Source organism: Streptomyces flavovariabilis (genome assembly GCF_000725785.1).
Classification (GTDB): domain Bacteria; phylum Actinomycetota; class Actinomycetes; order Streptomycetales; family Streptomycetaceae; genus Streptomyces; species Streptomyces hawaiiensis.
In genome coordinates this window covers 448772-471191 of record NZ_JNXD01000011.1, presented here as the reverse complement: position 1 = coordinate 471191, position 22420 = coordinate 448772, and the positions used below count along the sequence as shown (strand labels likewise).

Here is a 22420-nt window from a genome sequence, read left to right as displayed (position 1 = left end):
GTGGAAGGGCAACCCCGCCGTTCCAGCGCGGCGTCGCCCACTCCGGCGACCAACCCCTTCCAGGCCCCGGACTTCGGGGAGGACGAGACCTTCCCGCTCGAGGACGTGACGGAGCAGCCCGCCGCGACCGGGCGCCCGGCGCGCCGCAGGGCGGCCTAGTCCCCCAGGGACCCGTCAGTTCCGGGAGGCCTGTTCGCCCGTGCGGTCCGACGTCGGCCAGACGTACGGCAGGTCGTCGGGGACGCCCGGGAAGAGCGTCGCGTAGGTCGTGGGGTCCTTGCGGACCAACGCCGAGCGGTGGCTCTCGTGGAAGGGGTCGTCGCCGAGCCAGGGCGGGAGTTCGCCCTCGGCGGCCAGCCGGTGCTGGTCGCGGATCGGGGCGTGAGGGCGGGTCGCCGCGACGTCGGCCACGAGCGTCGCCGCGCAGGTGTCCTGGTGGCCCTGTTCGCGCCAGACGCGGCAGATCTCCAGGCCGTAGCGGACCAGCGCCTCCTCGTAGCCGAGCCACATCTTCACGGCCGGGTGGCGGCGCCACCCGTAGCCGGGGACGACCAGGCCGCGCAGGACCTGCAGAGCCTCGACCCGTTGTTTGCCGAGGCGTCGGCGGTCGAGGGCCAGGGCCGTGGTGCGGAAGTCGGGGTAGGGCAGAAAGGTCTGCATGCCGTCGTCGGTGATCCTTACCGTGCGTCGGTGCGCGCTCCGCGCCGCCTGAGGGCGAGGGCCAGGCCGATCATGGCGATGCCCAGGACGAAGTGGAGCCAGTCGTCCGCGGTGTTCAGCGGGACGAAGTTGGCGTCGCTGTCGTGGCCGACGGACAGGCCGTACACCCACAGCACCAGGTAGACGGCGCCCCCGACCAGCAGGTACGAGTACGCCCCGGAGGCCGTGCCGGCGAGGATCAGACCGGCGAGGCCGTAGGCCAGGTGCACGAGGTTGTGCAGGATCGAGACCTGGAACAGGCCGAACAGTTCGGCACCCGAGTCATGGGACGCGAACTCCAGCGAGCCGTAGTCGGTGGTGATTCCGGGGATGAAGCCCAGCACGCCGACCAGCAGGAAGACGAGGCCGAACAGCAGGGCGGCCTGCTGGACGGGGGTGCGGGCGGCCCGGTGGGACATGGGTGTGGTCATGGCCGGTGGCTCCTCACGCGAGGGACAGGTTCTGTTCCGCCCAGATGGTCTTGCCCGTGGCGCTCTGGCGGGTGCCCCAGCGCTCGGTCAGCTGGGCGACGAGGAGCAGCCCGCGGCCGCCCTCGTCATAGGTGCGGGCGCGCCGCAGGTGGGGAGCGGTGCTGCCGCCGTCGGAGACCTCGCAGATCAGGGACGTGTCGTGGATCAGGCGGAGCTGGACGGGCGGCTCGGCGTGCCGGATGGCGTTGGTGACGAGCTCGCTGACGACCAGTTCCGTGACGAACACGGCGTCGGGAAGCCCCCACCGCTCCAGTTGCGCCACCACGTCCTTGCGGGTCTGCGCGACCGCGGACGGGTCGGCGGGCACCGCCCAGGTGGCGACCTGCCGCGTGTCGAGCGCCCGGGTACGGGCTATGAGCAGGGCCACGTCGTCGGCCGGGCGCTGCGGCAGCAGGTCGGCGAGGACCGTGTCGCACAGGGCGTCCAGGGAGGCCGCCGGGCGGGCCAGGGCCTCCCGCAGCCGGTGCAGGCCGGTGTCGAGGTCCCGGTCGGGAGTCTCGATCAGGCCGTTGGTGTAGAGGACGAGCAGGCTGCCCTCGGGGAGGACGACCTCGGTGGCCTCGTACGGCAGGCCGCCCACGCCGAGCGGGGGCGCGGCCGGGAGCTCGAGGAGGTCGACGGTGCCCTCGGGGCTGATCACGGCCGGCACGGGGTGCCCGGCCCCGGCCAGGCAGCAGCGCCGCGTCACCGGGTCGTAGACGGCGTACAGGCAGGTGGCCCCGACATCGCCGGAGGTCTCCGCGGAGCCTGCCGCCCTCCGCTCGTCCTCGCTCTCCTCCTCCGTGTTGAGACGGGCGACCAGATCGTCGAGGTGGGTCAGCAGCTCGTCGCAGGGCAGGTCGATGTCGGCCAGCGTGCGGACCGCCGTCCGCAGCCGCCCCATGGTCGCCGACGCGACCAGGCCGTGGCCGACCACGTCCCCGACGACCAGCGCCACCCGCGCGCCCGAGAGGGGGATGACGTCGAACCAGTCCCCGCCGACCCCGGCGTGCCCGCCCGCCGGTAGGTAGCGGGAGGCGACCTCGACGGCCGCCTGGCGGGGCAGCCGCTGCGGCAGCAGACTGCGCTGGAGCGTGACCGCCGTGGCCCGCTCGCGGGTGTAGCGGCGGGCGTTGTCGATGCTGACCGCGGCCCGGGCGGCCAGCTCTCCGGCCAGGACCACATCGTCGTGCCGGAAGGTCTCCTGGTTGCGGTGCCGGACGAAGAAGGCGACGCCCAGGGTGGTGCCGCGGGCCACCAGCGGCACGGCCATCACGGAGTGGATGCCGAACGCCCGGACCCGGCCGGCCCGGGCCGGGTCGCGGGCCAGCCAGGCGGCGAACGCCGGGTCGCTCACTCGGTGCAGGGTGGGGCGTCCGGTGCGCAGGCTCTCGAAGGGCACCGAGCCCGCCGGGTAGGAGTCCACCGCCCCGGCCGCCACAACCGACTCCGGGGCGCCCGGGGTCACCGACCGCAGCGCGGCCCGGCGCAGCAGCAGCGGCCCGTCCGCCGGAACCGCACGCGGGGGCGGCTCGGGCGCGTCGTCCAGCGCGGCCAGCAGATCGACGCCGACGAAGTCGGCCAGGGCCGGGACGGTCACGTCCGCCAGTTCCTGGGCCGTGCGCGTCACATCGAGCGTGCTGCCGATGCGCCGGCCGGCCTCGGCGATCAGCTGGAGGCGCTTGCGGGCCCAGAACTGCTCCGTCATGTCGTGCGCGGACAGGCAGACGCCCTGGATGGTGCCCTCGTGGTCGCGCAGCGCGGACATGAAGACCGACCAGGCGTGCTCATGGCTCTCGCCCGAGGCGCGCAGGTAGTTCTCCTCGTACTCCGGCTCGCCGGTGCGCAGCACCCGGGCCATGCTGCGTTCCGCCCGTCGGCCGGCGTCGGAGTCGGAGATCTCGGACACGCGCAGCCCTCGCATCTCCTCCTCGGTGAGCGCTGTGGAACGCTCCATGTCGGCGTTGGCCCGGCGCAGCCGGAGCCGGGTGTCGTAGATCGCCTGGGCGCAGCACGGGGACTGCGCGAAGCTCCAGCTCACGAGAGATTCGTCGAGACCGGCCGAGGGCTGCCGGCCGGTCAGGGCGGAGACGAGGAGCCAGGCGGGGGCGTCGGCGCCGGGCGGCCTGTGGTGAGCGAGGATCCGCACCGTCAGCGTCCGGCCGTCACGGTGCCGCAGCGCGACGTCACCGTTCCAGCGAGGCAGTCCGGCGAGGGTGGGAAGGCCACCCCGCACCGGGATCGGCTCGGCCAGCAGATCCGCGGCGCGGCGGCCGGTCAGCTGCCCGGCCGAGTACCCGAGGAGCCGCTCGGCGCCCGCGTTCCAGCCGGTCACGGTGCCGTGTTCGTCGAGGGTGACACGGGCCGTGAGGGAGGTGCCGACGAGTGCTTCGAGGGCTTCGGGTTCTTCTCCGGACGACCGGGTGGCCCGGCCGACGGTGACGGGCTGCTCCATGATCGGTCATCTCACTCTCGGAGAGAATCAGCCGTGACCCCGGATATGTACAGCTATGACCTGCTTACCCCGATTGTGGCGAGTCTCACCGTGACGCCGGGCCCAGAAGCGGAGCCTGCCGCCGCCCGGCCCGGGTAACCGCTCCCCCATGGGTCAGATCCTGGTGGGCACGTGTTCCTGGACCGACCGGGCGCTGGTCGGCAGCGGCTGGTACCCCCCGGGGCGACGGGACGCCGAGGGGCGGTTACGGCACTACGCCGAACGGTTCCCGGTCGTCGAGGTCGACGCCTCGTACTACGCGCTGCCGAGCGAGCGGAACAGCCGGTTGTGGGCCGAGCGGACACCGGACGGGTTCGTGTTCGACGTGAAGGCCTTCTCGCTGCTCACCGGGCATCCCACCCGGTCGGCGGTGATGCCGGACGGGCTGCCGGCCGAGCACCGGGACCCGGCGGTGCTCGACGCGGTGTGGGCCCGGTTCGCGGCCGGGATCGAGCCGCTGTGGGAGGCCGGGCGGCTGGGGAGCGTGCTGTTCCAGTTCCCGCCCTGGTTCCGGCCCGGGCAGCGGGCGGAGACGTTCCTCGGGGAGTGCGCGGAGCGGACCGAAGGCTGGCGGCTCGCCGTCGAGTTCCGGCACCCCTCCTGGTGGGAGCCGGGGCAGGCCGAGGCTACGGGTGCGCTGCTCGGCCGGCACGGCATGGCCGCGGTCGCGGTCGACATGACGCAGACGCTCCCCTCCTCCGTCCCGCCGGTCACTCCCGTGACCTCGCACCAGCTGTCCGTCGTCCGGTTCCACGGCCGCAGCACCGCCTGGGGCACCGGCAGCAAGGAGGACCGGTTCCGGTACGCCTACGACGAGGACGAACTCGCCGAGTGGCTGCCCCGGGTGCGCCGACTGGCCGAGCGGACCGAGCAGGTCCACGTCCTGTTCAACAACTGCTGCGGCGACGCCGCCGTCCGCGCCGCCGAGACCATGACACGGCTCCTCGACGACGTCCCGCCGACGGACGACGCCCCGCCGACGCCGGCGCGGTTGCCTAGGGCTCGACCCGCACCTGGCGTTCCACCGACACCTGGTCCACGTCCGACACCCGCACGGTCGTCTTCATCGTCCAGTTCCCGGCGAGCGGCAGGTTGACGGAGTTGGTGCTCCAGTAGCCGCCCCGGTCGGTGAGTTCGGCGTCGATCGGGCCGACCTTCTCGGAGGGCAGGGTGAAGGTGATGCGGACCTCGGGGACCACCACCAGGTACGTGTCGGAGCCGAAGACGATGGCCTGTACGCCGTTGTCGCCGACGCGGGCCGGGTCCAGGGTGACCTGCACCTTGCCGCTTCCGGTCACGGATCCCGTGCCCGTGTCGAAGGGCACCGTGATCTCGGTCGTGGGCGGCAGCGCGCCCACCGGGGCCTGCTGGGCCGCCTCGGCCTGGGCCCGGCTCGGAAGGGTTCCCGTGAGCACGGTCGTGATCATCAGCACCGCGGCGGCGACGGCGACCTCGACGAGGACGGAGCGGCGCAGGCGGCGCCGGATGCCGGGGTCGCCGGATCCACTCCCCGGCTTCGCCGGGCCGTCGGGCGTCTCCGGCTCCCCGGGCGTCTCCGGTTCGCGCGTCCCGGATTCCGCGGCGGTTTGGCCTGCCGCCGGCGCGCCGACCGGCTGCGGGACCCGTGCCGGTACGGCCGCCCGGGCCGGAGCCGCCGGTGCCGCGATCCGCGCCGTCCAGCGCCGCGAGTACCCGGCCACCAGCAACAGCACGAAGACCCCGGCCAGTTTGGCGAGCAGCAGACGGCCGTACGACGTGCCGGTCAGTGCGGAGAGGGAGCCGAGGCCGCGCCAGGACTGGTAGACGCCCGTGACGGCCAGGACGGTCACCGAGGCGAAGGCGATCCGCGAGAAACGGGGCACGACCTCCGCCAGGTCCTCCCCGGACGAGCGGCGCAGGGTCAGCAGCAGCGCCACGAGGCCGCCGAGCCAGACGCCGGTCGCCAGCAGGTGCAGTACGGACGACGTCATCGCCAGCGGCACCTGGATCCCGGCGGAGGCGTGCTCGGCCGCCGCCCAGGTCAGGGCCAGGGCGGCGGCCAGGGCCGTGCCGATCGCCAGGGTGACGGGCCGCTCCCGGGTGTCGCGGTGCCTGGACAGCCGTAGCAGGAAGGCGGCGGTCGGCAGGAGGACGGCCAGGCGGGCGAGCAGGGCCAGGCCCGGGCGGCCGGTCAGGGTGCGGCCGAGGGCGGAGGTGTCGAAGGCCGTGGCCGGGCCCGCGCCCGTCTCGTACGGGGCGCGCAGCAGGAGCAGGACGGCCGTCGAGCCCAGCAGCGTCCACCAGGCCGCCACCAGCGGCCGGCGCAGCGGGGAGGTGTGCGCGGGCCGGCACAGCAGCGCGAACGCCGCCGTGCCGACGAGCAGCGCCGCGGCGAGGTAGGCGAGGTAGCGGGCGGCGTCGTAGAGGCCGCGGGTGAGCGGGTCCTCGGCCGGGCCCGTGTCGGCCAGGGCCGTGGTCGCGGAGCGTTTCCCCACGGAGAAGGTGAACGCGCCGGAGACGGGGTGACTGTCGGCGGAGACGACCCTCCACGCCACGGTGTACGTCCCCTGGGCGAGCTTGCCGGGCAGGCTGACCCGGGCCGTCTCGGAGCGGCCGTCCGCGTGTGCGGCCTCGTCGGTGTGGACCCGGCGCTGGTCGGGGCCGAAGACGCGGAAGGAGTCGTCGAGCAGGCCCACGGACTCGGTGAAGGTCAGGGTGACGTGGCGGGGGGCCTGCCGGACGACGGATCCGTCGTCGGGGTCGGTGCTGCGGAGCGCGGCGTGGGCGGAGGCGGGGGTTGCGCCGAAGAGGAGCAGGACCAGCACGGTGCCCAGCAGCACCAGGGCTTGGAATCGCCGGGGGTGTCCGGCATTGCGATCCTCGTTCCGCCGTTGGTCCACGTGGTTCTCCGGGGTCGGGCTGGACGGCTCCCGGTTACGTACGGATGGGGCCGGTGCAGCGCTCAACGGGACCGGCAGAGTCCGGGGATCTTGTCCGCCTCCGCCGGGAAGCGGGCCGTCAGTTCTGCCGCGTCGCCGTGCTCGTAGCCCTCGAACGTGAAGCCGGGAGCCATCGTGCAGCCGAAGAGGGTCCATGCGCCGCCCTCGGTCACCCGGCCTCCCATCCACGTCCCCGCCGGGACGGTGAACTGGACGTGCTGGCCGTGGAGGACGTCCGGTCCGAGCACCACCGTCCCCGTGCTGCCGTCCGGGGCGAGCAGGAGGAGCTCCAGGGGGTCGCCCCGGTAGAAGTGCCAGATCTCGTCCGTCTGCAGGCGGTGGAGGGCGGAGAAGTCGTCCGCTGTCAGGAGCGCGACGATCGCCGTGCCCTCCGGCCTGCCGTCGGGGCGTCCGGGGCCGGCCCAGGTCTGGCGGAACAGGCCGCCCTCGCGCGGGATCGGCTCGAGTCCGTAGTGGGCGATGAGGTCCTCTGGCGTCACCCGGGGAACAGTATCTCCCGGTCGAGGAAGGCGAGCTGGGCCTTCTTCTCCGGCAGGTACACGTCCGGGAGGTCGATCTCCGGCAGGACCACCACCGGCCCGGGGGCGAAGCCCAGGGCGAGGAAACGGGCGACCGCCTTCTCGTTGCGCACGTCCGGGTCGACCACGACCCGCCGGCGGTCCAGGCCGAGCAGGACGTACGCGGCGATGGCGGCCACCAGCCGGGCGGTCCAGCCGGGCTGTCCGCCGCCCGGGCCGGCGGGGGCGAGGAGCAGGTGGACGCCGATGTCGCCGGGGCGGACGTCGTAGCACTCGCTGACGCGGTCGGCCCCCGGCTCGTAGGTCTGCAGGAGCGCGACCGCCTCGCCGTCCCGCAGGACGAGGTGGGCGTGGTGGGTGTCGAGCGTGGCCATGTGGGCGTAGATCGCGGCGACCTGGTCTTCGGTCAGCCCGGTCATGCCCCAGAAGGCCGCCCGCTCCTGGCTGACCCAGTGGTGGATCAAGGCGGCGTCGGCCCCGGGGTCCAGCGGCAGTACGCGGACGGTGCCGAAGCCGTCGACCGTCTGCTCGTGGACGGGCGTGCGGGAGGCGTACGGGTCAGACATCGGTTTCCTTCTTCAGCCGGGCCCAGTCGGTCACGACCGGGACGAGGTCTCCCGCGAGCCACAGGGGGAGCTGGTCGCGGTGGTGGGGCGAGCCGGGGACGCCCGAAGCGCCGAGCGGGACCACCCAGCGGCTGTCCTCGCGCCGGGCCAGGTCCCAGACGTACCGGGCGGCCGGGCCCCGCGCGGCGCGGTCGGTGAGGCCCGGCACGCCCGAGGTGCACAGCACGCAGTCGTGGTCGCCGGACAGGCCCGGTTCGTCGTACGGCCGCTCCGGCTCCAGCGCCCGCCAGGGGGCGAGGCGGTGGGTGTCGCCCCAGACGCCTGCCGGCGGGCGCAGGGCCACGTCCTCGATCGCCGCGCGGACAGCCGCCGGGCGGTCGATTCCGTACAGTTCCCCGGCCCGCAGCAGGTGTTCGAGGGCGAAGCCGACCCGGGGGACGAGGGCGAGCCAGGGCTGGAGGACCTCCGGGTACGCCGGTGGTGTGGTGAGGCCGGCGAACGCCGGGTGGGCCGCGAGCCGGCGTACGACCGCTGCACGCACGGCCGCGTAGAGGGCCGCGTCGGCGCTGCCGGCGTCCATGCGGCGGTCCCAGCCGAGGAGGCGGTCCCGGAGGGCGGCGGCCTCGGGAGTGAGGTCGTCGAGGGCGCCGAGGTGGTCCAGGAGGGGGGACGCTGAGGCCAGGTGGGTGTCCGTGTGGAGGGCGGGCATGTCGGCGGCGGACCAGCGCTCCCGGCCCGCGAGCAGCGCGGCGATGCGGTCGGCTCGGTGCGGCGGGGCGAACTCGACGCCGAGGGGTCCGGACGGGCCGCGCTGGTTGGCCATGACGGCGACGCCGTCGGTGAGCCCGGCGCGCGGTGACACGTGGCAGCCCTGCCACTCGTGGCCGGGCTGCCACGCGGGCACCACCCGGAGGGAGTTGGCCGCGGCGCGCCGCGGCACCCGCCCGGCCACGCGGTGCAGGACATCGCCCTCGGTGTCGGCCGCCTGGACGACGTTGACCGGCTCGGCCCAGCGGTCGAAGGCCCGGTCCACGTCGGCGACCCGGCGGGCCCGCAGCAGCGGCAGCAGGGCGCCGAAGCCGAGGTCGCCGGTGACGCGGGGCGGGTAACGCAGGCTGATCGCCACGGGCACGTCCGAGGGGTCGCCCGGGTCGCCGTCGAGCCCTTCGGGCCCGCCGATGATCACCGGGCCCCGGCCGGTCTCGATCACCTCGACCTCGACCGGGTCCTCGCCGGCCACCTCGACGGTCTCGGTGTGCCGGGCCGCCCGCCGCCAGACCCCGTCGGGGCCGAGGGCCTCCACCCCGGCGCCGGTGCGCCGCAGCCGCTCCCGGTAGAGGTCCTGGTAGTCGGCCATGGCGTTGGTGATGGCCCAGGCGACCGTGCCGGTGTGCCCGAAGTGGGCGATGCCGGGGACACCGGGGACGGCCAGGCCCACGACGTCGAACTCCGGGCAGGACAGGTGGATCTGCTGGTAGACGCCCGGGTCCTCGATCCAGCGGTGCGGGTCGCCGGCGATGACCGCCTGCCCGGTGACGGTCCGCTCGCCGCTCACCAGCCAGCCGTTGCTGCCGGAGGTGCCGGGGCCGTCGGTGGCGAAGAGGCCGATGGCGTCCGCGTCCAGGTGGGCGGCGACCTGCTCGCGCCAGAGTTTGGCCGGGAACCCGGCGAAGAGGATGTGGGTGGCGAGCCAGACGCCGAGGGGCGTCCAGGGTTCCCAGCGGCCCGGGGTGAGACCGGTGCGGGCGAATTCGGGGGCGGTGCCGTCGGCGAGCCCCGCGTTGACCCCGTCGACATACGCCCGCACCCACCGCGCCGTCTCGGGTTCCCGTCTCTCCAGGTCCGCGAAGCAGCGTCTCGCGGTGTCGTCGAGTCTGGCCCGTCTCGCGAACCGGTCCCAGGACAGGGCGCTCTCGCCGAGGAAGGACGCGGAGGTGCCCTGCGCCCGGTGGCGCTCGACCTCCAGCTGCCAGGCCCGGTCCCGGGCGGTGACGAGGCCCTGCGCGTGGGCGAGTTCGGCCGCGCTGCCCGCGCGCAGATGCGGAATGCCCCAGGCATCACGGTAGATCTCGGTGGCCACGCTGTGCCCCTTCTTTCCTTTAGGTTAGGCTTACCTAAGTCAATCGTGGCGGAATGGTACGTGAAGGGTGAGGACGCGATGGGGCAGGGGCGGGGTTGGGAGGGCGCGGTCCTCAGACTGATGCGCGGCAAGGACTTCGAGTTCACGGTGACGGACGTCGAGGACGTCACCCCGGACTACCGGCGGCTGCGCTTCACCGACGGCGGTCTGCTGGCCGCGACCGGAGTACACCCCACCATGTGGGTACGGCTGTGGTTCGACAACGCGGGCAAGCCGCATCAGCGGGCCTACACCCTCGTCGACCCGGACGCCGAGGCCGGCACCTTCGGCCTGGAGTTCGCCCTGCACGAGGGGTGTGCCAGCGACTGGGCCCGGGCGGCGAAGCCGGGCGACGCCATCGAGGCGACCGTCCAGGGCACCGGCTTCGAGCACCCGAGCCCCGCGCCCTCGCACGTCTTCGCCGTCGGCGACCCGGCCTCGCTCCCGGCGATCAACTCCCTCCTGGACGCCCTGGGTTCCGCCCCGGCCACCGTCTGGTTCGAGGGCGGCGACGACGACCTGCCGTTCCGCACCGACCCGGCCCGGCACGAGCTGCGCAAGGTGCCGCGCCGGGACTCCGGCGCCCACCTGGTCGACCGCGTGAAGTCGGACCTGCCCGGCCTGCTCCAGGGCACGGCCGACCCGTACGTCTGGATCGCCTGCGACACGGTGACGACCCGAACCCTGGCCTCGTACGTCCGCAAGGAACTGGTCCTGCCCAAGCAGCGGGTGCACGCGCTGGGCTACTGGCGGGCGACGTAGGCAACGAGCGGGCCGGGCTCCGGACGCGGCCGGGCCCGCCCCGGGGGATGATCGGGGCATGGACGTCACCCTGCACCTCGCCCAGGATCCCGAGGCCGACGCGCTGCTCGGCCGCAGTCCGCTCGCCGCGCTGGTCGGCATGCTGCTGGACCAGCAGGTGCCGATGGAGTGGGCGTTCAAGGGCCCTGCGACGATCGCCCGGCGGCTCGGCACGGACGATCTGGACGCGCACGAGATCGCCGCGCACGAGCCGGAGGCCTTCGCCGCGCTGCTGTCCCAGAAGCCGGCGGTGCACCGTTACCCGGGCTCCATGGCCAAGCGGATCCAGCAGCTGTGCCGGTACCTCGTCGAGCACTACGACGGTGACGCCGAGGCCGTCTGGAAGGACGTCGGCACCGGCAAGGACCTGCTGAAGCGCCTCGCGGAACTGCCGGGCTTCGGCAAGCAGAAGGCCCAGATCTTCCTCGCCCTGCTGGGCAAGCAGCTCGGGGTGCGGCCGACGGGCTGGCGGGAGGCGGCGGGCTCCTACGGCGAACCGGATTCCTTCCGCTCGGTCGCCGACATCACCGGCCCCGAGTCGCTGGTCAAGGTGAGGGCACACAAGCAGGAGGCGAAAGCGGCGGCCAAGGCGGCTAAGGCCTCCGGCAAGTAGGGCCGGGGCGTCTTCGCCCTGACTCGCTCAGGGGTGCCGGTACGCGGGGGGGGGCGGGCGTTTCGTCCTGACTCGTCGAGGGGTTGCAGACACGCTGGGCGCGGGCGTTGTCGTCCTGACTCGTCGGCGACCGCCGGTGGGTAAGACGCGGGCGCTTTCGACTCGTCCGAGTGCCACCGGCACCGCCGGGCGCCGGCGTTTTCGTCCTGACTCGCCCTCGCCCTCGCCCGAGGCCGGGGCGAGTAGGGCGCGGCCGACGGGGGCGCCGCCCGCCCGGCTCGCCGGGGGTCCCGGCACGGGGCGGGCCACCCGGCTCGCCCAGGGGTCTCGGCACCTGGCAGACCGTCCGACTCGCCAGAGGCCCCGGAACATGGCGGGCACCCGTCGCGCGGGTGTCAGTCTCCTGGCTTGCTCCAAGTGGCGGGCGTCTCCGGCCCGATCCCAGCATGGACCATGACCGAGCCACCGAGCGGCTCCCCCTGGGACCCGGAGCACGACGCCTCCCGCGACCGCGCGCCCCGGCCACCCCAGGGCCCGGAACCCCACGTCCCCCACGGCCCGGGCCCGGGCGGCCCGCACAGCCCCGGACGGCACGGCCACACCCCACCCGGCCCGGAGAGTCACCACCCGCCCCGGGAGAGCCGCCCGGGTGTGGTGTCCGAGGCCGGGCCGGGATTCCAGGGCCCCCTGCATCGGCCGGCAGGTCTTCCTCGGGATCGTCACCGTCGTCGCCTTGCTGCCTGCCGGCGGTCGGCCTCGTGGAGATCGTCACGGACCTGTGCGTCCGGGGCCGGCATGGGCCGAGCGAGCGGATCTCGCAGCCGGCGGGATGAACGGCGTGGACGCGGAGGGGAATGACCTCCCGTGACCCCCGCACCGCAGCCGGTCCCCCGCGGCCCCCGCCGGCACGCCTGGCCGCGGGTGCTCGTCCTGCTGCTCGCCCTCCTCGTGCCGGGCGCACACGCCGAGGCCCACACGGGGCCGACGGCCACCGCCTCCGGGGAGAGCACCACCGTCGAGTGCGACCTCCTCGACACCGCCCCGCGACCGCCGGCCAGGGCCTCCCGCCGCACCGCCGTCCCGCCCGCCTCCGCCCCGCTCCCGGGCCCCGGGCCCGCGTCCACCGCACAACGTCCCGTGCCCGTACCGGCGAGCCCGCCGCACGCCCCTCGCCCCCTGCGTTCCGAGGTCCTGCGCTGCTGACAGGACCGGCCCGGCCCCGGTCCGTCCGTCCCGCACGGAATGAGAACAACCAGGAACGACGAGGAACCCAGCCATGCTTCAAGACCCGTACGCGGTCCTGCGCGCCCTCCTGCGCGCGGAGGCCGCCCGCAGCGCCCCCAAGCCCCACTCCCAGCCGGACACGCGGAAGCCGCCGCAACCCCCGAAGCGACAGGGACAGGGACAGGCACAGGGCCGCGGCTGACCCTCCCGCGCGGCGGAGGCGCCCCGACGCCTCCGCCGTCCCCACCGCCTCGCCGTCCCCACCGCCTCGCCGTCCCCACCGCCTCGCCGTCCCCACCGCCTCGCGGTCCCTACCGCCTCCGCCGTCCCGAACGCCGTGCCGTGCCGAACAGCGACCGCGTGATCTCCCGTCCGATCTGCGTCCCCACCGACCGGGCCAGCGACGTGAAGACGCCGCTCTCGACCACCCGCTCCGCCATGGACGGCTGCTCCTCCGCCCGCCCACGCCGTCCGGGAACGGCGTCCCGCATCTCGTCGGGCCCCTTCGCCCCGCGCCCGTCCTCCAGCCGCTCGTACGCCGACTCCCGGTCCACGGCCCGGGCGTACCGCTCGTACAGCGGTGACTGCGCGACGGCCCGCTCCAGGGCCTCCTGCCCGAGCGGCCCCATCAGCGACTCGGGCGCCCGCAGCCGGGTCGCGGCGACCGGGGTCGGCGCGCCCTTCTCGCTCAGCACCGTCACCACCGCCTCGCCCGTGCCGAGGCCGGTCAGCACCTCTTCGAGGTCGTAGGGCGACTTCGGGAAGGTCTTCACCGTGGCGTCGAGAGCCTTCTGGTCGTCCGGGGTGAAGGCGCGCAGCGCGTGCTGGACACGGTTGCCGAGCTGGGCGAGGACGTCCGCCGGTACGTCCTTCGGGGTCTGCGTCACGAAGAAGACCCCGACTCCTTTCGAGCGAATCAGGCGCACGGTCCGGGTGATCGACTCCAGGAACGCCTCGGAGGCGTCGTCGAACAGCAGGTGCGCCTCGTCCAGGAAGAACACCAGTCGCGGCTTGTCGGCGTCGCCCAGCTCGGGCAGATCGTGGAAGAGGTCGGCGAGCAGCCACATCAGGAAGGTCGAGAACAGCTGCGGCCGCTCCTGTACGGCGCTCAGCTCCAGGACGGAGACGACGCCCCGCCCGTCCTCGGCCGTGCGCAGCAGCTCGCCCGTGTCGAACTCCGGCTCCCCGAAGAAACCGGACGCGCCCTGCGCATCGAAGGCGGTCAGGGACCGCAGGATCACCCCGGCCGTGGCCGCCGAGAGGCCGCCGACCGTCTTCAGCTCCGCCCGGCCCTCGTCCGAGGTCAGGAAGGTCACGACCGCCCGGAGGTCCTTCAGGTCGATCAGCTCCAGGCCCTTGCTGTCGGCGTAGTGGAAGATCAGCGCGAGGGACTGCTCCTGGGTACGGTTCAGCCGCAGCACCTTGGACAGCAGCACGGGGCCGAAGCCGGTGACCGTGGCCCGGACGGGGATGCCGCGCCCGATGCCGCCGAGGGCGTAGTACTCGGCCGGGAAGCCGGTCGCCGTCCAGCGCTGGTGGACGTCCGCGGCCCGGCCTTCGACCCGGGCGTCCGGGCGGCCCGGCGCGGCGATCCCGGAGAGGTCGCCCTTGATGTCGGCGAGGAAGACGGGCACGCCCTGGGCGGACAGCTGCTCGGCGATGAGCTGGAGCGTCCTGGTCTTGCCGGTACCGGTGGCGCCCGCGACCAGCCCGTGCCGGTTGAGCATCGCCAGAGGCACCCGGACCTGCGCGTCCGGCAGGCACTGCCCGTCCCACAGCAGGGCGCCCAGATTCAGGGCCGGGCCGGAGAAGGCGTAACCGGAAGCGATCCGCAGGGCCTCCTGGGGGAGGGCGGCGGCGCGTGCGGACACCTCCGGGGCGGGGGCCGACGGCATGGTCTCGCGGTCCGGCATATTCACGCCCCTGTTCCCGGTTCGTACCGCCTTGTGGGTTTTTTTTCAGCGTCGCACTACGGCGCCATGGCTGCGCCCGGAAGGTCTTGACCGGTAGGCTTTCCGTGTGATCTTCAAGCGCATCGGAAACGGCCGGCCGTACCCCGACCACGGCCGGGAAAGCACCCGGCAGTGGGCGGACGTCGCGCCGCGCCCGGTCCGCCTCGATCAGCTCGTGACGACCAAGGGTCAGCTCGATCTGGAAACGCTGCTCGCCGAGGACTCCACGTTCTACGGCGACCTCTTCGCGCACGTCGTGAAGTGGCAGGGCGACCTGTACCTGGAGGACGGACTGCACCGCGCGGTGCGGGCGGCACTCCAGCAGCGCCAGGTGCTGCACGCGCGCGTGCTCGAGCTCGACTGATCCCCGCCGGTCGCGGGTTGACCCTTTCGGGTTCCGCTGGGCGACGTCGAATGATCATCTAGTAGGCATCGTCGCCCGGGCGCACTACGCTGCGCTCATGAGCATGCTGACTCCCCCCGGCATGGGCGGCAAATACCGCATCACGGGCAACAAGTACCCCAAGATGCGCCGGCCCCGGCAGCGCGGCAGGCTCGTCGTCCTGACTGTCACATCCGTCGTCGTCCTCGGCGTGGGCGGGTGGGGCACGCTGCAGCTCATCGACGCCTTCACCGGTGGCGGCGGAAAGGCTTCGGCGGCCAGTGACGCGACGGACTGCGGCGTCAAGACCAAGGCGAGCCCCTCGCCCGGCACCAAGGCCATGCCCGAGCCGCGCACGGTCACCGTCAACGTGTTCAACGCCACCACCCGCGGCGGCCTGGCGAAGAAGACCGCCGACGAGCTGAAGAAGCGCGGCTTCAAGATCGGCGACGTGGGCAACGCGACCAAGCAGTACGACAAGAAGGTCAAGGGCACCGGAGTGCTGCTCGGCCCGGCCGCCGCGCTCGACACCTCGCTGCCCGTGCTGGGCACCCAGCTCCCGGGCGCCGAACGGCGCACCGAGGCGGCCCGCAAGGGCGCTGCCGTCGACCTCGTCATCGGGGACGGCTTCAAGGAACTGGCCAAGAGGCAGGAGGCCGACCGGGCCCTGACCAAGCTGACCAGGCCCGAGCCGGCGCCGACGACGAAAAAGGGCTGCTGAGCACGCCCCCAGGGCGTGCCCGCAGGCCCTGAGGCCTGTGCCACGTGCCCGGGGCCCGCACCCGCAAGGCCGGCGGCCCCTGCCCTTGACCCGGCGGGCCGGCCGCATCCGACAAGCCCGCAGAGCCTGTGCCGCGAGGCCGGAGGCCCGTACCCGGCAAGCCCGCGGGCCTGTGCCGCAAGGCCGGAAACCCATATCCGGCAAGCCCGCAGGGTCTGTACCGCAAGGCCGCGGGGCGCGGGCGGCAAGGCCGTGGTGCGCGAGCCCGTAAGGCCCCGGTGGTCCTACTCGGCCGCCCCGTACATCCGGTCGCCCGCGTCTCCGAGGCCCGGCACGATGTAGCCGTGCTCGTTCAGCCGCTCGTCGATCGAGGCGGTCACGACCGTCACCGGCGTGCCCGCCAGCTCGCGCTCCATGATCTCGACGCCCTCCGGGGCGGCCAGCAGCACCACGGCGGTCACGTCGTCGGCGCCGCGCCGGATCAGCTCCTGGATCGCCGCGACCAGCGTGCCGCCGGTGGCGAGCATCGGATCGAGCACGTACACCTGACGGCCCGACAGGTCCTCCGGCATGCGCGTCGCGTACGTGGAGGCCTCGAGCGTCTCCTCGTTGCGGATCATGCCGAGGAAGCCCACCTCGGCGGTCGGCAGAAGCCGGACCATGCCGTCGAGCATCCCGAGCCCGGCCCGCAGGATCGGCACCACCAGCGGACGCGGGTGGGACAGCTTGACACCCGTGGTCCGGGCGACCGGCGTCTGGATGTCGACCTGTTCGGTGCGCACGTCACGCGTGGCCTCGTAGGCGAGCAGGGTGACCAGCTCGTCGGCGAGACGGCGGAAGGTCGCGGAGTCGGTGCGCTGGTCGCGCAGCGTGGTGAGCTTGTGAGCGACCAGAGGGTGGTCGACGACGTGGAGACGCATGTCCACAACATTAACCGGGCGGGGTGCCCCCGACCGCACGGCAAGCCCGCCTCCCGGCCGTCACCCGGTCGCTGGCGTCAAACAGTCCGTCCGGGGGAACGTGAGAAGGACGGACTGGGGGTGGTGAACCTGATGCCCGACCGGAAATTCCGAGATGATCCGTCGCCGCGCACACGGACGGGGGCGGGCCCGGAGCCCGACCAGACGAGCGGGACCGACGAGTCCGACGCCGAGCGCCGCCGGCGTCGCGCCCGGTTCCTGCGCGATCTGGCCGAGGCCCGGGAGCTGCGCGACCGTGTACAGCCGCGCCGCGCCAAGACGGCCCGGCTGCGGCACGCGATGCGCATGCGCACCTTCCGCTGGTAGGAAGCGGCTGAGGAAACCTCCGGCGAAGATCACGAACCGCGCGGAGGTTGTCGCGGTTGACCGTGCGTGGAACGGGGCAAATCCGCGTACGATCCGCAGGTGGCGGCAACGAGCGTGCGAGCAGAACTGCCGGACACAGGGAGCGGAAGACGTCCCCTGAACGCCTTGTTTCTGCCACGATTCCGAGTGGGTGGGGCTCGGACGAGCACTCCCCGCCCGTAACCTCCGCCGGGGGGACCCCCAACCGGCACGCCTATGACCAGTGGGAGAGTCACGGTGTACTTCGCCGCACTGCTCGCGCGCACCGAAGACGGGTGGGAAGCGAGCGACACGGAGCTCGACGATGTGGAAACCCTGTCGGATCTGGCCGACCTGGCCCGTGAAGCCTCCCCCGACGAGGACACGGTGCTCGTGCTCATCGAGCAGGAGGACGCCTGGTTCGGCGTCGTCCGCCTGGACGGCGAGGAGGACCCTCGCATCTACGTCTCGGACGCCGCCGCCGCTGCCCGCAGCAGCTACGGCGAGATCCTGCTCACCGACGAGCTGCTGGGCCGCGATCCGGACGACGGGGACGTCCTCGACGCCCTCGACCTCGACGGCACCGAGGACGGCGACTCCGACGAGGACGACGACGACGACGCCGAGGAGGGTGCCGGGGCCGCCGGCTCCGCCGAGTCCGTGCCGCACGGCCCGGTCGGCGACGCCCTGATCCTGGACGACCTCGGCGTGAGCGAGAAGGAACTGCGCCTGATGTCGACGGACGCCGTCACCGAGATCGCCGAGTCCCTGGGCGCCTCGGAGACCCTGGAGACCGTCCGCTGACCGGTCGTGCCACGCCGGCGCCGCCGGACCCGGTCCGGGACCCCTGGCGTCCCGCGATGCGACTCGCCCTGGACGAGGCCGCCGAGGCCGTCCGGGGCGGGGACGTCCCCGTCGGCGCCCTCGTCCTGGCCCCGGACGGCACGACCGTGCTCGCGGCCGGGCACAACGAACGCGAGGCGGGCGGCGACCCGACGGCCCACGCGGAGCTCCTCGCCCTGCGGCGGGCCGCGGCCGCCCTCGGCGCGTGGCGGCTCGCCGACTGCACGCTCGTGGTGACGCTGGAGCCCTGCACGATGTGCGCGGGCGCGATCCAGCAGTCCCGCGTCGACCGGCTCGTCTACGGTGCCCGCGACGAGAAGGCCGGCGCGGCCGGCTCCCTCTGGGATCTCGTCCGTGACCGGCGGCTCAACCACCGGCCCGAGGTGATCGAGGGTGTGCTCGCCGAGGAGTGCGCCGAGCTGCTCACCGCGTTCTTCCGGGGCCGCTGAATACGGATTTCAAAGCATGCGGCACCTTGCTGTAAGGTCTCCCTCGGTAGCGTGTCCGAGCGGCCGAAGGAGCTCGCCTCGAAAGCGAGTGTGGCGCAAGTCACCGAGGGTTCAAATCCCTCCGCTACCGCTTGAGAAGGGCCTCGTCGTCAGACGGGGCCCTTCGTGCGACCAGCCCCTCGTGCGGTCAGCCTCTTCGTGTGATCGGTCCTTCGTGCGATCATGTGCGCTGTTTGAGACACCAGTGACAGGGGAGGCCGCGATGGCGGTGAACGCGAAGAAGGTCGCCGTCTACGCCCTCGTGGTCTTCGCGCTGTACGTGATCATCACGGACCCGGCCAAGGCCGCCGATTACGTCCAGATAGGCTTCCAGGGCATTTCGGACGCCGCCAAGGCCCTCGGCGACTTCGCCACCTGGGTCGCCAACGGAGGAAAGTGATGATCCGCCACCTGGTGCTCTTCAAGCTCAACGAGGGCGTCGAGCGCGACGACCCCCGGGTCGTGAAGGGCGTCGAGGCCTTCCGCGGGCTCGAGGGTGCGATCCCCGAGATCCGCTTCTGGGAGCTCGGCTGGAACGTCAGCGACCGCCCCATCGCCCACGACTTCGCCATCAACTCGGCCTTCGACGACGCGGACGCGCTGCGGCGGTACGTGGAGCACCCGGACCACCAGGCGGGTGTCGCCCTGTGGCGGGAGTTCGCCACGTGGGTGATCGCCGACTACGACTTCTGAGGCCGGTTCCGAGACCGGCCGCTCCGGGCCCCCTGTCGCTCCGACAGGGGGCTCTTCTGCTGTCCGCGCTGATTTATGCGCCTTTCATCCCTCAACACGGAGTTATGGGGTGCTTGCACACAGTGCACATGTCTTGTGATGCTATGACCGCTTTTGATGGAAGAGTTGACGGGTGAGTTGACGATGACGAGGTGGAGTTGACCGTGCTGGCCAGTACCGCACCTCAGGCACCGTCCCCCCAGCCACCACCTCCCCAGCCACCATCCCCTCAGGCCGCGCCCGCCCAGACAGCGCCCGCGCAGGCCGCGCCCCCGGAAACCGCTCCGGCCGCGCCCCAGCGGAGCAGCCGTGGTGCCGACACCCGGGCCCTCACACAGGTGCTCTTCGCGCAGCTCAAGGACCTCCAGCCGGGCACCCCGGAGCACGACCGCGTACGCGGGGCGCTCATCGAGGCCAACCTCCCGCTCGTGCGCTACGCGGCCGCCCGGTTCCGCTCCCGCAACGAGCCGATGGAGGATGTCGTCCAGGTCGGCACCATCGGGCTCATCAACGCCATCGACCGCTTCGACCCGGACCGGGGCGTGCAGTTCCCGACGTTCGCGATGCCCACGGTCGTCGGCGAGATCAAGCGGTACTTCCGTGACAACGTCCGCACCGTCCATGTGCCGCGCCGGCTGCACGAGCTGTGGGTACAGGTCAACAGCGCGACGGAGGACCTGACGACCTCCTTCGGGCGGACCCCGACCACCGCGGAGATCGCCGAGCGGCTGCGCATCACCGAGGACGAGGTGCTGTCCTGCATCGAGGCCGGACGGTCGTACCACGCGACCTCCCTGGAGGCCGCACAGGAGGGCGACGGGCTGCCGGGGCTGCTGGACCGGCTCGGCTACGAGGATCCCGCGCTGGACGGCGTGGAGCACCGGGATCTCGTACGGCACCTGCTCGTCCAGCTGCCCGAGCGGGAGCAACGGATCCTTCTCCTGCGGTACTACAGCAATCTGACGCAATCCCAGATCTCCGCGGAACTCGGTGTCTCGCAGATGCATGTCTCGCGGCTACTCGCGCGTAGCTTCCAGAGGTTGCGGTCTGCGAACCGCATCGACGCGTAACCGCAAACACTGGCGAGACGTCACCGTGAGGAGGGAATCGCTCACCAGGGCGGTTGCCGACGCTTAAGAGCCGAAAAGCCGTCAGACCCCTTGTTTGCAGGGCGTATTCGCGTCTCAGATGTCGACATGTCACTACAGCGTGTTGCCGACATGTGACATTCTGCGGGAAGCGCGTTTGCCGGAGCTTCGGCTCCGGTATTCAGGTGAAGGCTGCGTTCCTCAGGCGGGGACGTCCGCCGCGACCGTCCGCGACCCAAAGGGGGTGGCATGTCCGCAGAACAGGGCAGCTCGAAGGTGCTCACGCTCGCGGAGAGCGAGTCAGCTCCCCATGCTCTCGACTCACTCGGCTCCATCGATGACGTACCGGCCCTCCCGGCCGAGCCCGTCCCGGTCCTTCCGACTGCGGGCGCCATCGACACCCGCACCCTGTCCCGCTCCCTGTTCCTGCGGCTGGCCGCGCTCGACGAGGACAGCCCCGAGCGTGCGTACGTCCGTGACACGCTGATCGAGCTCAATCTCCCGCTGGTGCGGTACGCCGCCGCGCGGTTCCGGTCCCGGAACGAGCCGATGGAGGACATCGTCCAGGTCGGCACGATCGGGCTGATCAAGGCGATCGACCGGTTCGACTGCGAACGGGGCGTGGAGTTCCCGACGTTCGCGATGCCGACGGTGGTCGGGGAGATCAAGCGGTTCTTCCGGGACACCTCGTGGTCGGTGCGGGTGCCGCGCCGGCTGCAGGAGCTGCGGCTCGCTCTGACCAAGGCCAGTGACGAGCTCTCGCAGAAACTGGACCGGTCGCCGACGGTGACCGAACTCGCCGCCGTGCTCGGGGTGTCCGAGGAGGACGTCGTCGACGGGCTGGCGGTGGGGAACGCCTACACGGCGTCCTCGCTGGACTCGCCCGCGCCGGAGGACGACGGTGGTGAGGGGTCGCTGGCGGACCGGCTGGGGTACGAGGACACCGCGCTGGAGGGCGTGGAGTACCGGGAGTCCCTGAAGCCGCTGCTGGCGAAGCTGCCGCCGCGTGAACGGCGGATCATCATGCTCCGCTTCTTCGCGAACATGACGCAGTCGCAGATCGGCGAGGAGGTCGGCATCTCGCAGATGCACGTCTCCCGGCTGCTGACCCGGACGCTGGCACAGCTCCGGGAAGGCCTGATCTCGGACTGAGGGGGCTGGGGCGCGGTCGTCGGGGCCGCGCCGTATGCCTGCGCCTGACGCCGGGTGGTGGGTCGGGGCCGCGCCGGGGGGTGTCCGTCCTCGGAACGGCGCGATGGACCCCCTCACCGACTGACTGTCCGTTGACGCGCCAACCAGCTGCGGGCGAACACCCCCCGACACGTCCCCTTGCGTCGTACGGCGGCTCCAGCTGCGGGCAATCGTGCCGCCAAGGGCGGCACGGGTGGGCGCAGCGGCACCCCGCACCGCCGGGTTGCGCACCCACCCGGCCTGAGCACCAGCGCCGAGCACCTGCAAAGGACGGCACAGGCGCCGCGCGGAGTTACGCCAGCGCCAGCCAGGCCACCGCCGCGACGATCGCCACGGCGGCTACGACGCCGAGGATGAGACCGATGCGCGGACCGCTGCCGGAAGGTGCCGCCGCCTGACGGGCCTGCGGCTCGTCGACGAACGCGCGGAACATCTGGGTGCTGCCGGCGGGGTCGTGATTGCCCTGCGGGGCCTGGTTGTTAGCCATGGCCCGAGACCCTAGCGAAAACGGCGGGGCTCCCCAAGTGGGGGTTGGGATTCCGTTTGGGTCCGGCCGGCCCCTGCCTCCAGGCGTGCCACCAGGACATTTACTTCCGCAATACTTGCCTTTGCCAAGTTTTTATGGCCGCACCTCCCCGTTTTATTTGCCTGTAGCAACCAACAGCTTCTATGGTTGCCCTAAGCAACGAAAGCGGGAGGTGTCATGGCCGAAAGGGCGCAGTACGAAGAGCTGGTCCGCCAGTTCAGCGCCTTCGGCGCGGTGAAGCGGGAGCTCGGCCGGATCATGCCCGCCGAGTGCCCCGGCGGGTCGGCGGCAGTCCTGACCCTGCTGGGCCGCCACGGCGACATGCGCATGAGCAAGCTCGCCGAGCTGCTGGCGGTGGACATGTCGGTCACCAGCCGCCATGTGGCGCACGTCGTGGCCCGGGGCTGGATCGAGCGCTCCCCCGACCCGGCGGACAAACGCTCACGCATCCTGCGCCTCACCCCCGCGGGCCACGCACAGCTCGACGAACTGTCCCGGCGGACCACCGAGGTCCTCGCCGAGCGCCTGAGCGACTGGACCGACGAGGAGGTCGGCCAGCTCACCGACCTGATGGCGCGGCTGAGGCAGAGCTTCGACTGCCGGGCCGGCGCCCGGGCCGTACCGGCCGCTTTCGACCAGACCACCCGTACGCCCGCAAGCACGTAAGAAAAGGAAGCCCATGGCAACGACCACACCAGCCGGTGTGCGGGCTCATGCCAAGCACGGGGGAGGCTCCCACGGCTCCTCCGG

Annotated in this window: 26 protein-coding genes and 1 tRNA gene; 17 read left to right on the top strand and 10 right to left on the bottom strand. The window is 72.7% G+C overall.

Annotated features, from left to right (window positions below; genetic code table 11):
- Positions 1–159 (top strand): hypothetical protein, encoded by a 159-nt coding sequence (locus IO24_RS0121580; protein WP_234335316.1) that lies wholly within the window; start codon positions 1–3, stop codon positions 157–159.
- A 15-nt stretch (positions 160–174) separates the two neighbouring features.
- Here the strand turns inward: IO24_RS0121580 and IO24_RS0121575 are convergent, their stop codons facing one another.
- Genes IO24_RS0121575 through IO24_RS0121565 form a run of 3 tightly spaced genes read right to left on the bottom strand, consistent with a single transcriptional unit; the run spans position 175 to position 3624 of the window.
- Positions 175–660, bottom strand: coding sequence for an MSMEG_6728 family protein (locus IO24_RS0121575; RefSeq protein ID WP_031137805.1), 486 nt, complete (start codon positions 658–660; stop codon positions 175–177).
- Positions 661–677: 17 nt separating this feature from the next.
- Positions 678–1130, bottom strand: a complete 453-nt coding sequence (locus IO24_RS0121570; RefSeq protein ID WP_031137804.1) for a DUF4383 domain-containing protein — start codon at positions 1128–1130, stop codon at positions 678–680.
- 13 nt (positions 1131–1143) lie between these two features.
- Positions 1144–3624: a SpoIIE family protein phosphatase gene (locus IO24_RS0121565; RefSeq protein ID WP_031137803.1), complete on the bottom strand. Its 2481-nt coding sequence runs from the start codon at positions 3622–3624 to the stop codon at positions 1144–1146.
- A gap of 148 nt (positions 3625–3772) precedes the next feature.
- On the opposite strand from IO24_RS0121565, the gene IO24_RS0121560 reads away from it, so the two are divergent.
- Positions 3773–4759: a DUF72 domain-containing protein gene (locus IO24_RS0121560; protein ID WP_037668109.1), complete on the top strand. Its 987-nt coding sequence runs from the start codon at positions 3773–3775 to the stop codon at positions 4757–4759.
- Here the strand turns inward: IO24_RS0121560 and IO24_RS0121555 are convergent.
- The 4 genes from IO24_RS0121555 to IO24_RS0121540 form a co-directional block, all read right to left on the bottom strand.
- Entirely contained in the window at positions 4659–6482 is a 1824-nt protein-coding gene (locus IO24_RS0121555; protein WP_031137801.1) for a copper resistance CopC/CopD family protein, read from the bottom strand. The genes IO24_RS0121560 and IO24_RS0121555 overlap by 101 nt on opposite strands.
- A gap of 122 nt (positions 6483–6604) precedes the next feature.
- Entirely contained in the window at positions 6605–7081 is a 477-nt protein-coding gene (locus tag IO24_RS0121550) for a cupin domain-containing protein (RefSeq protein WP_031137800.1), read from the bottom strand.
- Complete coding sequence (locus IO24_RS0121545; RefSeq protein WP_031137799.1) at positions 7078–7686, bottom strand: GNAT family N-acetyltransferase; 609 nt, start codon at positions 7684–7686, stop codon at positions 7078–7080. The genes IO24_RS0121550 and IO24_RS0121545 overlap by 4 nt, the downstream gene beginning before the upstream one ends.
- The gene (locus IO24_RS0121540) at positions 7679–9766 is read right to left on the bottom strand and encodes a penicillin acylase family protein (RefSeq protein ID WP_031137798.1); all 2088 of its coding nucleotides are present in this window, start codon (positions 9764–9766) and stop codon (positions 7679–7681) included. Before IO24_RS0121540 ends, IO24_RS0121545 begins: the two co-directional genes overlap by 8 nt.
- Before the next feature lie 78 nt (positions 9767–9844).
- On the opposite strand from IO24_RS0121540, the gene IO24_RS0121535 reads away from it, so the two are divergent.
- From IO24_RS0121535 to IO24_RS45725, 4 genes are all read left to right on the top strand, one after another.
- Complete coding sequence (locus IO24_RS0121535) at positions 9845–10567, top strand: siderophore-interacting protein (protein WP_031137797.1); 723 nt, start codon at positions 9845–9847, stop codon at positions 10565–10567.
- Positions 10568–10625: 58 nt separating this feature from the next.
- Complete coding sequence (locus tag IO24_RS0121530; RefSeq protein WP_031137796.1) at positions 10626–11219, top strand: HhH-GPD-type base excision DNA repair protein; 594 nt, start codon at positions 10626–10628, stop codon at positions 11217–11219.
- 864 nt (positions 11220–12083) lie between these two features.
- On the top strand, positions 12084–12422 hold the full coding sequence (locus IO24_RS0121525; protein WP_167551631.1) for a hypothetical protein: 339 nt from the start codon (positions 12084–12086) through the stop codon (positions 12420–12422).
- 73 nt (positions 12423–12495) lie between these two features.
- Complete coding sequence (locus IO24_RS45725) at positions 12496–12645, top strand: hypothetical protein (RefSeq protein WP_167551630.1); 150 nt, start codon at positions 12496–12498, stop codon at positions 12643–12645.
- 109 nt (positions 12646–12754) lie between these two features.
- Here IO24_RS45725 and IO24_RS0121520 read toward each other — a convergent pair whose 3' ends face one another.
- Complete coding sequence (locus tag IO24_RS0121520; RefSeq protein ID WP_031137794.1) at positions 12755–14356, bottom strand: helicase HerA-like domain-containing protein; 1602 nt, start codon at positions 14354–14356, stop codon at positions 12755–12757.
- Positions 14357–14462: 106 nt separating this feature from the next.
- Here IO24_RS0121520 and IO24_RS0121515 point away from each other — a divergent pair, with 106 nt between their 5' ends.
- Both IO24_RS0121515 and IO24_RS0121510 read left to right on the top strand, forming a co-directional pair.
- Positions 14463–14759 (top strand): type II toxin-antitoxin system VapB family antitoxin, encoded by a 297-nt coding sequence (locus tag IO24_RS0121515; RefSeq protein WP_003999914.1) that lies wholly within the window; start codon positions 14463–14465, stop codon positions 14757–14759.
- 121 nt (positions 14760–14880) lie between these two features.
- Entirely contained in the window at positions 14881–15498 is a 618-nt protein-coding gene (locus IO24_RS0121510; protein ID WP_031137793.1) for a LytR C-terminal domain-containing protein, read from the top strand.
- Between the two features lie 284 nt (positions 15499–15782).
- On the opposite strand, the gene upp is transcribed toward IO24_RS0121510, so the two are convergent.
- A complete protein-coding gene (gene upp / locus IO24_RS0121505; RefSeq protein ID WP_031137792.1) occupies positions 15783–16418 on the bottom strand; it encodes a uracil phosphoribosyltransferase in 636 nt (211 codons plus the stop codon).
- A gap of 132 nt (positions 16419–16550) precedes the next feature.
- Between upp and IO24_RS0121500 the strand changes: the two genes are divergently transcribed.
- From IO24_RS0121500 to IO24_RS0121465, 8 genes are all read left to right on the top strand, one after another.
- Positions 16551–16784, top strand: coding sequence for a hypothetical protein (locus IO24_RS0121500; protein ID WP_031137791.1), 234 nt, complete (start codon positions 16551–16553; stop codon positions 16782–16784).
- Positions 16785–17060: 276 nt separating this feature from the next.
- Positions 17061–17606 (top strand): tRNA adenosine deaminase-associated protein, encoded by a 546-nt coding sequence (locus IO24_RS0121495; protein ID WP_031137790.1) that lies wholly within the window; start codon positions 17061–17063, stop codon positions 17604–17606.
- 56 nt (positions 17607–17662) lie between these two features.
- Positions 17663–18094 (top strand): tRNA adenosine(34) deaminase TadA, encoded by a 432-nt coding sequence (gene tadA / locus IO24_RS0121490; RefSeq protein WP_031137789.1) that lies wholly within the window; start codon positions 17663–17665, stop codon positions 18092–18094.
- Positions 18095–18139: 45 nt separating this feature from the next.
- Positions 18140–18224: transfer RNA gene (locus IO24_RS0121485), tRNA-Ser, on the top strand.
- A 132-nt stretch (positions 18225–18356) separates the two neighbouring features.
- The gene (locus IO24_RS44530; protein ID WP_031105388.1) at positions 18357–18533 is read left to right on the top strand and encodes a hypothetical protein; all 177 of its coding nucleotides are present in this window, start codon (positions 18357–18359) and stop codon (positions 18531–18533) included.
- Positions 18533–18826: a Dabb family protein gene (locus tag IO24_RS0121475; protein WP_031137788.1), complete on the top strand. Its 294-nt coding sequence runs from the start codon at positions 18533–18535 to the stop codon at positions 18824–18826. The genes IO24_RS44530 and IO24_RS0121475 overlap by 1 nt, the downstream gene beginning before the upstream one ends.
- Positions 18827–19017: 191 nt before the next feature.
- Positions 19018–19935 carry an RNA polymerase sigma factor SigF gene (locus IO24_RS0121470; protein ID WP_078899448.1) on the top strand — a complete coding sequence of 306 codons (918 nt, stop codon included), beginning with the start codon at positions 19018–19020 and terminating at the stop codon, positions 19933–19935.
- Between the two features lie 267 nt (positions 19936–20202).
- Complete coding sequence (locus tag IO24_RS0121465) at positions 20203–21105, top strand: RNA polymerase sigma factor SigF (RefSeq protein ID WP_031137786.1); 903 nt, start codon at positions 20203–20205, stop codon at positions 21103–21105.
- Positions 21106–21436: 331 nt separating this feature from the next.
- Here the strand turns inward: IO24_RS0121465 and IO24_RS0121460 are convergent, their stop codons facing one another.
- On the bottom strand, positions 21437–21631 hold the full coding sequence (locus tag IO24_RS0121460; RefSeq protein WP_031137785.1) for a hypothetical protein: 195 nt from the start codon (positions 21629–21631) through the stop codon (positions 21437–21439).
- Between the two features lie 216 nt (positions 21632–21847).
- Between IO24_RS0121460 and IO24_RS0121455 the strand changes: the two genes are divergently transcribed.
- A complete protein-coding gene (locus tag IO24_RS0121455) occupies positions 21848–22336 on the top strand; it encodes a MarR family winged helix-turn-helix transcriptional regulator (RefSeq protein ID WP_031137784.1) in 489 nt (162 codons plus the stop codon).
- Positions 22337–22420: the final 84 nt, after the last annotated feature.

What these genes read in the sequence shown, in the direction of transcription:
- IO24_RS0121575 (WP_031137805.1), bottom strand. Translation starts at nt 660, where the DNA reads ATGCAGACCTTTCTGCCCTACCCCGACTTCCGCACCACGGCCCTGGCC.
- IO24_RS0121570 (WP_031137804.1), bottom strand. Translation starts at nt 1,130, where the DNA reads ATGACCACACCCATGTCCCACCGGGCCGCCCGCACCCCCGTCCAGCAG.
- IO24_RS0121565 (WP_031137803.1), bottom strand. Translation starts at nt 3,624, where the DNA reads ATGGAGCAGCCCGTCACCGTCGGCCGGGCCACCCGGTCGTCCGGAGAA.
- IO24_RS0121560 (WP_037668109.1), top strand. Translation starts at nt 3,773, where the DNA reads ATGGGTCAGATCCTGGTGGGCACGTGTTCCTGGACCGACCGGGCGCTG.
- IO24_RS0121545 (WP_031137799.1), bottom strand. Translation starts at nt 7,686, where the DNA reads ATGTCTGACCCGTACGCCTCCCGCACGCCCGTCCACGAGCAGACGGTC.
- IO24_RS0121535 (WP_031137797.1), top strand. Translation starts at nt 9,845, where the DNA reads ATGGGGCAGGGGCGGGGTTGGGAGGGCGCGGTCCTCAGACTGATGCGC.
- IO24_RS0121530 (WP_031137796.1), top strand. Translation starts at nt 10,626, where the DNA reads ATGGACGTCACCCTGCACCTCGCCCAGGATCCCGAGGCCGACGCGCTG.
- IO24_RS45725 (WP_167551630.1), top strand. Translation starts at nt 12,496, where the DNA reads ATGCTTCAAGACCCGTACGCGGTCCTGCGCGCCCTCCTGCGCGCGGAG.
- IO24_RS0121520 (WP_031137794.1), bottom strand. Translation starts at nt 14,356, where the DNA reads ATGCCGGACCGCGAGACCATGCCGTCGGCCCCCGCCCCGGAGGTGTCC.
- IO24_RS0121510 (WP_031137793.1), top strand. Translation starts at nt 14,881, where the DNA reads ATGGGCGGCAAATACCGCATCACGGGCAACAAGTACCCCAAGATGCGC.
- upp (WP_031137792.1), bottom strand. Translation starts at nt 16,418, where the DNA reads ATGCGTCTCCACGTCGTCGACCACCCTCTGGTCGCTCACAAGCTCACC.
- IO24_RS0121500 (WP_031137791.1), top strand. Translation starts at nt 16,551, where the DNA reads ATGCCCGACCGGAAATTCCGAGATGATCCGTCGCCGCGCACACGGACG.
- tadA (WP_031137789.1), top strand. Translation starts at nt 17,663, where the DNA reads ATGCGACTCGCCCTGGACGAGGCCGCCGAGGCCGTCCGGGGCGGGGAC.
- IO24_RS44530 (WP_031105388.1), top strand. Translation starts at nt 18,357, where the DNA reads ATGGCGGTGAACGCGAAGAAGGTCGCCGTCTACGCCCTCGTGGTCTTC.
- IO24_RS0121475 (WP_031137788.1), top strand. Translation starts at nt 18,533, where the DNA reads ATGATCCGCCACCTGGTGCTCTTCAAGCTCAACGAGGGCGTCGAGCGC.
- IO24_RS0121465 (WP_031137786.1), top strand. Translation starts at nt 20,203, where the DNA reads ATGTCCGCAGAACAGGGCAGCTCGAAGGTGCTCACGCTCGCGGAGAGC.
- IO24_RS0121460 (WP_031137785.1), bottom strand. Translation starts at nt 21,631, where the DNA reads ATGGCTAACAACCAGGCCCCGCAGGGCAATCACGACCCCGCCGGCAGC.
- IO24_RS0121455 (WP_031137784.1), top strand. Translation starts at nt 21,848, where the DNA reads ATGGCCGAAAGGGCGCAGTACGAAGAGCTGGTCCGCCAGTTCAGCGCC.